We start from the raw sequence: 11,201 nt of genomic DNA, 5'->3' as shown, positions 1-11,201 counted from the left end.
ATGAGAAAGCCACTTTTTAAAGTGGCTTTTTTTTTGTTTCAATCCGAAATATTTAATCAATGGTAATCTTCTGTGTTTGTATAAAAATATTAAGGATTATAAGTTATTTTTGCCCGGGAAAAGATTTACGTTTGAAGCTATTTTCTACAAGTTTTAGTACGGGTGTAAGTCTCAGTTAGAATACCTTTTTAAACATAAATTTATGTCTGCAAAAGTTAAAGTTGGATTTGGTTTTGATGTTCATCAGTTGGTTGAAGGTAGACCATTTGTGCTGGGTGGTGTAACTATTCCCCACGAAAAAGGCTTGCTTGGCCACTCAGATGCAGATGCTTTGTTACACGCTATTTGCGATGCATTATTAGGTGCTGCCGGATTAGAAGATATTGGGACTCACTTTCCCGATACTGATGAGAAATATAAGAATATAGACAGCAAGATATTGTATAGAGAAACTTTAGGGTTAATTACACAAAAAGGATTTAAGATAGGGAATATAGATGCTACAGTTGTTTTGGAAAAACCTAAGTTAAAACCTTTTATTCCACAACTGAGAAAGTCTATAAGTGAATTGTCAAACATTGAAATAACTGATGTTACCGTAAAAGCAACTACTAACGAAAAGATGGGGTTTATTGGAAGAAAGGAAGGCGTTGCCGTGTATGCTGTATGCCTTTTGTACGTTTAAAATACACTTAAAATTAAGCAATCTTTGATTGGGCTTCTTTTTTCTTTTGAATCATTCTTAGCTTTTCTTTAAGCAACTCTATTTTTAGAGGTTTGGTCAACAAATAATCCATTCCGGCAGAAATTGCTTTCTTTTTGGTTTCCGGAAAAATATCAGCGGTGAGCCCAATTATGGTGAAATGATTTTTTGCAAACTTTTCTAATTTTCTAAGTTCAGTAGTGCATTCTAAGCCATCCATGCGTGGCATTTCAAGGTCTAATATGATTAGTCCCGGATTTATTTCAGGCGCTTTTTCGAAGGCATAAAACCCGTCTGTTTCTGTATGTACATTTGCACCTGCATTCATCAGTATCCTTCTATTTACTTCAAGATTTATGGGTTCATCATCGACCAGAAGAACAGTCATGTTGTTTAGAATGCTATCTAAATTCTCTTTTGGCGGATTGATTTTAGCTGTTGTTTCCTTTGAAATCTTTAAGTTTATTTTTACAATAAATTTAGATCCCACTCCGGGTTCGCTTTCTACCTTGATATCTCCTTTGTGTATATTTACCAGATTTTTTACAATTGAAAGTCCTAAACCGGTGCCGCCAAATCTTCGGTGAATATTAGGTTCTGCTTGCTTAAATGAGTCAAATATACTCTCAAGTTTAGATTTTTCTACTCCGATTCCGGTATCTTCCACTATAAAGGTGAAAGCATGCTCGTTGTTGGATATCGGCTCCGCTTTAACTTTAACTTTTACATATCCTTTCTCAGTAAATTTAAAAGCATTACCCACCAGGTTTAATATAATTTGATACAACTTAGTAGGGTCTCCCTGAATATATTTTGGAGTAGATTTATCAATATCAAGTATTAATTTTATATCGTTATTTGTTTTATTTGCTCTGATAGACTTTATTAGTTCATCCATGAGTTCATAAACATCAAAAGAAATACTTTCTAATTCAACCTCTTTACTTTCTAACTTAGAGTAGTTTAAGATTTCATTTATAATTGAAAGCAGCTTTTCAGCAGAAAATTTTATAGACTTTAGTTCCGGTGTGAAAGCTTCATTAGGGTGACTTTGAATAATCAAATCTGTCATTCCTATAATTCCGCTCATTGGAGTTCTGATTTCATGCGTAATATTTGAAAGGAACTGACCTTTCGCTTTTGAGGACATCTCTGCTAGTTCTTTAGCTTTTTTCAGCTCATTATTATTTACTAGAATTTTTTCCTTCTGACTTTCGATTATATCTTTTTTAAGAGCGAGCTGTCTGTTGGTCTGTACTTTATTTGTATAAGAAATCATTATGAACCCGATAAATACAAGCAGTACAACTATGAGAAGCGTTAATATCTGATAAAATAGTTTTGTCTTTTTAAGTTCTGTTTTTTGGATGTTTTTAATTTTTTCGGCTTCAGCCAATTCCTGATCTTTCTGTTTTAACTCAAATCGGATTTGCATTTGAGCATATTTTTCGTGTATATCGTTAAACTGTATGCTATCTTTAAAATTCACATAACTTTTATAAGCATCTAAAGCTAAATCATGTTTCCCCAGACTTACATAAGTCTCTTTTAAAATGTCATAATTTTTACAAATATGTCTTAAAAATCCCTTATTTTTAGCTATTTCTATTGATTCTAATAGAAGAGATTCAGCTTCATTATACTTCTCAATATTGATAAGCATAAGTGCCATTTCTGTTTTTAAGATACTTAAGTTATAGAGATTGTCTCTTTTACTGAAAATATCTTTTGCCAAGTCATAGTAGTGAAAAGCTTTTTCATAATCATCCTGATATAGAGATATCATAAATCTGTATACATTTCCAAGTTCATTTTCCTGAAAATTTTCTTTGTAGAGATTAATAGCATCTACAAAATATTTAAGAGAAATCTCCTTATCTCCTTTCAAACTATAAGCATATCCCAAATAATTATATGAATGAGCAATTAAAGCATTGTTACCACCGGACTTCCTGTAGTGTAGAGCTTTTAAGAATTTTTGTATCGCATTATCATATTGTTCTTTATTTAAATAAACAAGTCCTATGTTGTTTAAGGATACTGCCTTTGGTCTGTTATTTGATTGAAGTAAGCTGATATTATAAGCTTTATTGTAGTACTTTAAAGCATCTGTGAACATATTCTGGTCATAATAAATGTTTCCTATGTCGTTATAGGAATATGAGATGGCACCGTAATCTTTTATGCTTTTTAAAATGTTTTTACTATTAAAAAAATGCTCTAAAGCAATTTCATAATAACCCAGATTTCTGTATGCATTTCCAAAGTGAGTGTTAGTGTATGCAAGTAACAATGTATCTTTTGATTCCTTTGCAAATTCTATTGCCATTCGGGAAGCATCGATAGCTTTAACCGGGTCAAAGTTTAAATATTCTTTATTTAGTATTTTGTAAATTTCAATTAAATCAGTGGTATATTGACCGGTATTATTTTTATTTTTTTCTGAGGCAACTTTTTCTAAACTATCAAGTTGTGGGTATATTTCAGCCTTTAAGGAGTGCATTAGAAAAAACATACAAACTATAAATAGTATGCGTTTAATCCAATATAAATTTAAGTAAGCCATAAAGGAGATCGAATTTCTAAGGAAAATAAATTTTAATATATTTACTGTTTTTAGAGAAAAATGTTACATTTATTATCAGGAATTATTTTTAAAAAAAACATATCGCAATCAATGAAAATCTACTTACAGTTACTTGATGATTTATTAACTAAGGGAACATTTAAAAGTGACAGGACCGGAACCGGTACTTACAGTCTTTTCGGATATCAAATGCGTTTTGATTTGAAAGAAGGATTTCCATTACTGACCACTAAAAAACTACATACCCGATCCATTTTTCATGAATTATTATGGTTCTTGCGCGGAGAAACAAATATTGAATATCTCAAACAGAATAAAGTGAGTATTTGGGATGAGTGGGCTGATGAGAATGGAGAATTAGGGCCTGTGTATGGTAAACAGTGGAGGTCCTGGCCCGGTAAGAATGGAGAAACTATCGACCAGATTTCTAATGTGATAGATCAGATTAAAAAGAATCCCGATTCAAGGAGGCTTATAGTAACGGCCTGGAATCCGACGGATGTTCCCGATATGGCTCTTCCTCCATGTCATTGTTTATTTCAGTTTTATGTTTCTGAAGGCAAACTCTCTTGTCAACTTTATCAGAGAAGTGCAGACACATTTCTGGGTGTTCCTTTTAACATAGCTTCTTATGCACTTCTAACCCATATGATAGCATCAGTTTGCAACTTAGAAGTTGGAGAGTTTATTCATACTTTCGGAGATGTTCATTTGTATAGTAATCATGTGGAACAAGCTAAAACACAGTTGAGTCGTGAACCTTTAGAACTACCCAAACTTGTGATTAAATCTAAACCGGAAAGCATTTTTCAATTTAAATTTGAAGATTTTGAAATTATTAACTACAATCCTCAAGCTCATATAAAAGCTGAAGTTTCTGTATAAAAACTATATATTATGAAAGAAGTTGGGCCTGTAATATCTGCAATTGCTGCAGCAACCGAGAATAATGTGATAGGAAAGGGAAATCAATTATTGTGGCACTTACCTGATGATTTTAAGTTTTTCAAAAAAGTAACCTTAGGATTTCCCGTTATAATGGGAAGAAAAACTTTTGAATCTATGGGAAAAGCACTGCCGGAAAGAAAAAATCTGGTAGTTACATCAAATCAAAACTTTAAGGCTAAAGACTGCATGATTTTTCAAAATTTGGAAGAAGCCTTATCATATGCTAAAAGCATAGAAAAAAATGAAATTTTTATCATTGGAGGGGGGGAGATTTACCGTCAGTCTATGCCTGTATTGCAAAGAATTTATTTAACTAGAATTCATGTAGAGTTGGAAGGGGATACTTATTTTCCGGAAATAGACCCTAAAGTTTTTAAACTTACTCAAAAGTTTTTGCATCCAAAAGATGAAAAACATAAGTATGCTTTTACATTTGAAATTTATGACAAATTGAGTGATTAATGAGTAGAGTATAATATGTAGATTGTTGATTAATTTTTCAAGCACATAAAAAATGGAACAAGACTGGTTACACAGAATTGCATTGTCTATTTTAGAGGGTGTAGGTCCGGTAACTGCAAAAAGCTTAATCGGTTATTGCGGTGGAGAGGAGGCTGTATTTAAATCTACGGAACGTAGTTTATTGAAAATCCCGGGAATCGGTGCAAAACAGGCAAAAAGCATATTAAGTCAAAACGTTTTGCTCAAGGCAGAGCAAATATTTAAAGATTCTGAGAAATATGGAATTGAACTTATTTATTTCAGACAGGATAATTATCCCTACCGACTAAAATACCTTTCAGACAGTCCGATACTTTTATATAAAAAAGGAAAAATGGACTTAAACCATAAACGTATGCTTAGCATAGTCGGAACGCGAAATGCAACTGAATATGGGGTGTCTAATCTTGAAAATTGGATGAAAGTACTTCAATCTTATGGACCATATATAATAAGTGGGTTGGCTTACGGAATTGATATAGCCTCACATCGAATGGCTTTGAAGTATAATTTACCTACGGCATGTGTTTTAGCAAATGGCTTAGACACCCTTTATCCTAAGCTTCATATGGATACTGCAAAAAAGATGCTTGAAAATGATGGAGCCTGGATATCAGAATTTCCGGTTGGAACAGAACTGATAAGAGAAAACTTTCCAAGGCGAAATCGTATTATAGCGGCTCTTTGTGATGCTTTAATAGTGGTTGAAACCAAACGTAAAGGAGGGTCAATCATAAGTGCAGAATATGCCAATGAATATTCTAAAGAGGTTTATGCTTTACCGGGTGCTGTAGGTTCTGCAACCTCTGAAGGTTGTAATTATCTTATAAAAACTCATAAAGCTCAGCTATTGGATGATATTGAAGATTTAATAAAAGATAAAGATTGGCAAAAGTACAATCAGGAGAAAAAAAAAGAAAACCACCAGACTTCCTTGAATTTAAGCACATACGATACAGAAACACAAACCATTATAAATGTTTTGATGACCCATAAAGCAATTGGGATTGATAAATTAGTTCAAATATGTGCTTTGGAAAGTACTAAAATAGCTTCAATTCTGTTAAATCTTGAGTTCGAAGGATTAGTAAAAGTCTTACCCGGGAAAAGGTATAAAATAAATCTTTAATGGTAAAGGGGTATTGGAAAAATTATCCACATTTATCAGTAGAATAAATTTATTTAGTTAAACAAAGGGTTACTTCAACTATATTTCTTTAATTTTGTATTTTATTGAAAAAAAATCGTAAAATGATTGAACAAATCGGTATTAAAAGTCCTCAGGCAGATTTAAGTGAAATAGGCTTAAATGGTTTGGGCAAGGTTTATTGGAATTTAACACCAGCACAACTAGTAGAACATACCTTAAGTCAGGATCAGGGAAAATTATCAGATTCAGGCGCATTAGTAGTAAAAACCGGAGCATTTACCGGGAGGTCTCCCAAAGATCGCTTTATAGTTAAAGATGAAAAAACAACAGATACAGTTTATTGGGGAGATATTAATATTCCATTCACTCCGGAAAAATTCGATTTATTAAAAGAAAAAGTTTTTAGTTACTTAAAAGGAAAAACAGTTTATGCTCGTGATGCTTATGCATGTGCATCTGAAAATCATAGACTTAACTTAAGGGTAGTTACTGAATATCCATGGCAGAATCTTTTTGCTAATAATTTATTTTTAAGACCTGATTTAAATGAAATTGAAGGCAGCAGGCCTGATTGGACAGTAGTTGCTGCACCCGGTTTTCATGCAGATCCGGAGATTGACGGCACTCGTCAATCAAACTTTGCTATAATTAATTTTACACAAAAAATGATATTAATAGGTGGAACAGCCTATACAGGTGAAATTAAAAAAGGGATTTTTTCAGTATTAAATTACTTGCTGCCACAAGAAAGGAAAGTCTTATCAATGCATTGTTCGGCAAATATTGGTAAAAATAATGACAGTTCTCTATTTTTTGGTTTAAGCGGAACCGGTAAAACAACTTTGTCTGCTGATCCCGAAAGAAAACTGATTGGAGATGATGAGCATGGTTGGGAAGATGATCATATATTTAACTTTGAAGGTGGATGTTATGCAAAATGTATTGATTTAACAGAAGAAACAGAACCTCAAATTTTTAACGCTATTAAATTCGGAGCATTAGTAGAGAATACTGTGTTTAAGAAAAATACACGAACTATAGATTTTGAGGATTCATCTATAACGGAGAATACCAGAGTAGCTTACCCTATAGATTATATAGATAATATAGTAAAACCTTCTGTCGGACCCATACCTAAAAATTTATTTTTCCTTACTTGCGATGCATTTGGAGTTCTTCCTCCGATTTCCAAGTTAACAAAAGGACAGGCTATGTACCACTTTATTTCAGGATATACTGCTAAAGTAGCCGGTACAGAAGCCGGAATTACAGAGCCTAAATTAACATTTTCTGCTTGTTTTGGAGCACCTTTCTTACCTCTGCATCCAACTAAATATGCTGAGATGTTAGGAGAAAAAATGGAGAAGTATAATGTGAATGTTTGGTTAATAAATACCGGATGGACCGGTGGACCATATGGAGTTGGTGAAAGAATGAAGTTAAAGTACACCAGAGCAATGATAACGGCTGCTTTAAGAGGTGAGTTAGATAATGTAGAATATCAAAAACATTCAAATTTTGGATTAGCTACACCCCAAAGTTGCCCTAATGTACCTGATGAAGTTTTGAATCCCAGAAATACCTGGAGTGATAAAAATCTTTATGATGCAAAAGCTTCCGAATTAGCAAATGCATTTGTTAGTAATTTTAAAAAGTTTGAGTCATTTGCCAGCGTAGAGATAAAAAATGCTGAGCCTGTAGCTTAGTGTTTTTTTAAATATGTACTTTTATAGAACCTTTTGGAGGGTTTATCGTAAAAAAAAGCCGATGTAATTACACATCGGTTTTTTTTGTTACGAAACTCTCTAATAAAGATGAAAACTATTACTATTTCAACCCTAAACAGCTTTCTTAAAAGAATTTTTTTAGCTGTTACTTTGTTGTTTATTTCATTTAGCGCAAGCTCCTATTCAAGCTCTTGTCAACCCGGAAGTGTTCAAAATAATAATAACGACCCCTGGTCCGGACAGTGTTTATTAAACAATAATTGCCAGTTGACACAAAATATTGGTCAGGCAAATGATGTAAACTTTTTAGGAGTTTATATAGCGGATCAAAATGGAAATCCACTACCAATTTTTAATATTGGTGATACTGTTGATGTTTATGTGTGGGGGACATTTTTTAATAATTCAAATTCTGATAGATACGCGGCCAGAGTTTCAACTGAAATATTTTTAGATGGAAATTTAGTTTCTGAAGAAAATGAATGTGTTTCAGATATTGTACCTCCCGGCACATCAAATTTGTTAATGTTAGGTCCTATTAGCTTTTCCTATGGACAACAATTTGAATTATTGAATACGTGGGTATCTGTCCAAACCGGAGGTCAGTGTTCAAATCCGAGTGGCTCAAATTATAGATTCAGATGTAGTGATTACGGAGCAAATAGAACAGATTTTATTGGAGGTCCTATTTCATTTTTAGTAACTAACTTTAATTATTTCTGTGGTGATTTTACTGAAAATACTACTGAAGTTTGCTTTAATGATATAACAGTTGGAGGAACTCCACCATATACATATAGCTGGAATTTTGGAGATGGAACAATAATTACCAATAATAGTAGTCCTTGTCACACTTATCAATCTACAACAGATATATATACAGCAACATTAACAGTTACTGATTCAGAGGGTATTACATCTTCTGTAACACTTGAAGTTGATTTAGGTGATTTGTTTTGCCCGGATCCTTCAGTGTCTGTTTCTAAGTCAGCAACACCCGAAAACTATTCACTTGAGGGTCAAATTATTACTTATTTAATTGAAGTTCAAAATGATGGAAATATTAGCCTTTTTGATATTGTAGTAAATGACCCTATGCTTGGATTAGATACTACTTTATCCAATTTATCTCCGGGGGATATTGTTTTATTAAGTGGTGAATATGTAATTAATTCAAGTGATTTAACTCAGGATTCTATTGTAAATGTTGTAGATGTTAATGCTACAGCTGCTAATACATCAAATGTATTAGATTCGGATTCTGCTATAATTTATTTTTGTAGTGTTGATTTAGACTGGAACTTAACAGAACCATCATGTAAGGGTGATAGTAATGGTGTAATAGAATTAATAATTAATGATGCAGTAGAACCCGTTTCGATTTTATGGGATGATAATTCAACTTCAAAAATAAGAACAGACCTTTCTAAAGGCACTTATTCTGTTACCGTAACAGATGCCAACGGATGTATTAAACAAACGGATATCATATTAACAGAACCTGCTGAAAATCTTGAAGTTGAAGTTTTTGGAAGTGGGGGTTGTTTTAATTCTTCTGAAGGTATTGCTGAAGCATTAGTTAACGGAGGTATAGAACCTTATCAATATGCTTGGTCAACAGGCGATACTTCTCAAATGATTTATAACATTGATGTAGGAAATTACAGTATAACTGTTACTGATGCTAACGGATGTGAGAAAGTTGTTTCATTTGAAATTGAAGGAAATGATGTAAATATTTCAGCGGGTGATGATGTAACAATTTGTGCCGGAGATACTGTTCAACTAAATGCCATAGGCGCTATGATGTATGAATGGTTCCCTGCAGACGGGCTAAGTAATAACTCTGTTTCCAATCCGCTTGCAAGTCCTCAGCAAACAACTACATATATGGTAGTTGGTGCAGTTCCAAGTGGTGAGTTAGTTGTTAATGGTGATTTTGAATCAGGAAATACCGGCTTTTATAGTGAATATGATTATATAAACGATCCATTTTCCGGTTCCTGGTCTACAGGTTTAGGCCCTGAGTCTACATATACCGTAACTCATGACCCTAGTATTTATCACCCTAATTTTGTTGGGAATGATCATACTACCGGAAGCGGTAATTTTATGGCGATAAATGGTGCAGAAGATGTAGGAGTTAAAGTCTGGTGTCAGGATGTAGTTATTGAACCATTTACTGAATACTATTTTTCAGCATGGATAACATCTATCCATCCTCAATCCCCGGCTATTTTGGCATTTTCTATAAATGACAGTTTGCTTGGACCACCAATCCAAGCTCCAAATGTAGCTTCTAATCCATCTGTTTGGGAACAGTTTTATGCTATTTATTATAGTGATACAGCAACTGTTGCACAAATTTGTATTGTAAATCAAAATCAAGCTAAAATTGGAAATGATTTTGGATTAGATGATATATCTTTCACTACTGTTTGCAAAGACACTACTTATGTAACTGTTTTTGTCGATGAATACCCTGAAATTTCAGTTACCGGAGATACAGCTATTTGTGTTGGCTCAACAGTAGAAATTAGCGTTTTTGGCGATACTGACAGCATTCTGTGGAATACGGGTCAAACTTCTGAATCTATCAATGTTGCTCCTAATGAAACAACTACATATACAGTTACATCATATATTGCTAATGGATGCAACACGATTGAAGAGGTAACTATAACAATTAATGAGGAGCCTAATTTAGTTATTAATGTAATTGGGCAACCAGTATGTGAAACAGATTTATCCGGTGAAGTAGAGCTAACTTTAACTTCCGGATTATCTCCATTTTCTGTAATAATAACCGGGACGGATACCACAATTTCAGGAACAATTAACGAATTGGATTTAGCTCAAAGCTTTTCCGGATTATCAGAAGGTATTTATAATGTTTCAATAGTAGATGCTAACGGTTGTGAAACTTCAGGTAATTTTGAAATTGAGTTAATAGAAGGTGTTGATCTTTCTTTAGCAGTTAATTCAAACTTTAATGGTTTTGGTGTAAGTTGCATTAATCAATTAGATGGAGTTATTGTATCATCTGTAAGTGGGGGAACTCCACCATATTCATATCTTTGGTCTAACAATCAAACTTCCCAAAACCTAAATAATATTGGTGCAGGAATTTATACATTAACAGTTACAGATGCAAATCAATGTGAAGCTATTGAAAGCGTTGAATTGACAGCACCTTCAGAATTAGCAGCAACATCCACAGAAGATGCTCCAATACTATGTAATGGAGAAACAACAACAGTAACGGTTAGCGCAACAGGCGGTATTGAACCATACACGGGCACAGGTACATTTACTGTCAGTGCGGGAACACATGATTTCACCGTAACAGATGCCAATGGATGTATATCAACAACAACGATTACAATTAGTGAGCCTTCAGAATTAGTTTTATCTACTATTACTTCACCTGTTTTTGAATGTGGGTATAATATTAGTTGCAGTAATGGGAACGACGGTAGCATAAACATAAATATAAGTGGAGGTGCCAGTCCAATCACATATACCTGGATCGGTCCGAACGGATATAACTCAACAGACCAGAACCTAAATAACATAACAGCCGGC

General features: G+C 33.6%; 7 protein-coding genes. 6 read left to right on the top strand and 1 reads right to left on the bottom strand.

Going from position 1 to position 11,201, the window contains the following annotated elements:
• The first annotated feature begins 202 nt into the window (after positions 1 to 202).
• Positions 203 to 685: a 2-C-methyl-D-erythritol 2,4-cyclodiphosphate synthase gene (locus EA412_14590; GenBank protein ID TVR75971.1), complete on the top strand. Its 483-nt coding sequence runs from the start codon at positions 203 to 205 to the stop codon at positions 683 to 685.
• A 13-nt stretch (positions 686 to 698) separates the two neighbouring features.
• Here EA412_14590 and EA412_14585 read toward each other — a convergent pair whose 3' ends face one another.
• Positions 699 to 3,269, bottom strand: coding sequence for a response regulator (locus EA412_14585; protein TVR75970.1), 2,571 nt, complete (start codon positions 3,267 to 3,269; stop codon positions 699 to 701).
• A gap of 111 nt (positions 3,270 to 3,380) precedes the next feature.
• Between EA412_14585 and EA412_14580 the strand changes: the two genes are divergently transcribed.
• The 5 genes from EA412_14580 to EA412_14560 all read left to right on the top strand — a co-directional run.
• Positions 3,381 to 4,175, top strand: coding sequence for a thymidylate synthase (locus EA412_14580; protein ID TVR75973.1), 795 nt, complete (start codon positions 3,381 to 3,383; stop codon positions 4,173 to 4,175).
• A gap of 12 nt (positions 4,176 to 4,187) precedes the next feature.
• On the top strand, positions 4,188 to 4,700 hold the full coding sequence (locus EA412_14575; protein TVR75969.1) for a dihydrofolate reductase: 513 nt from the start codon (positions 4,188 to 4,190) through the stop codon (positions 4,698 to 4,700).
• 52 nt (positions 4,701 to 4,752) lie between these two features.
• A complete protein-coding gene (gene dprA / locus EA412_14570) occupies positions 4,753 to 5,868 on the top strand; it encodes a DNA-protecting protein DprA (GenBank protein ID TVR75968.1) in 1,116 nt (371 codons plus the stop codon).
• 125 nt (positions 5,869 to 5,993) lie between these two features.
• The gene (pckA, locus tag EA412_14565; GenBank protein TVR75972.1) at positions 5,994 to 7,595 is read left to right on the top strand and encodes a phosphoenolpyruvate carboxykinase (ATP); all 1,602 of its coding nucleotides are present in this window, start codon (positions 5,994 to 5,996) and stop codon (positions 7,593 to 7,595) included.
• A 108-nt stretch (positions 7,596 to 7,703) separates the two neighbouring features.
• Positions 7,704 to 11,201: PKD domain-containing protein (locus tag EA412_14560; GenBank protein ID TVR75967.1), on the top strand; the 3,498-nt coding region annotated here is incomplete at its 3' end.

This window comes from Chitinophagaceae bacterium (assembly GCA_007695095.1).
Classification (GTDB): domain Bacteria; phylum Bacteroidota; class Bacteroidia; order Chitinophagales; family REEL01; genus REEL01.
Note: the sequence above shows the minus strand (reverse complement) of the source record. Positions and strands in the feature narration are given on the sequence as shown.

Excerpts from the sequence above, each read along its gene's own strand:
- EA412_14590 (TVR75971.1), top strand. The coding sequence starts at position 203 with ATGTCTGCAAAAGTTAAAGTTGGATTTGGTTTTGATGTTCATCAGTTG.
- EA412_14585 (TVR75970.1), bottom strand. The coding sequence starts at position 3,269 with ATGGCTTACTTAAATTTATATTGGATTAAACGCATACTATTTATAGTT.
- EA412_14580 (TVR75973.1), top strand. The coding sequence starts at position 3,381 with ATGAAAATCTACTTACAGTTACTTGATGATTTATTAACTAAGGGAACA.
- EA412_14575 (TVR75969.1), top strand. The coding sequence starts at position 4,188 with ATGAAAGAAGTTGGGCCTGTAATATCTGCAATTGCTGCAGCAACCGAG.
- dprA (TVR75968.1), top strand. The coding sequence starts at position 4,753 with ATGGAACAAGACTGGTTACACAGAATTGCATTGTCTATTTTAGAGGGT.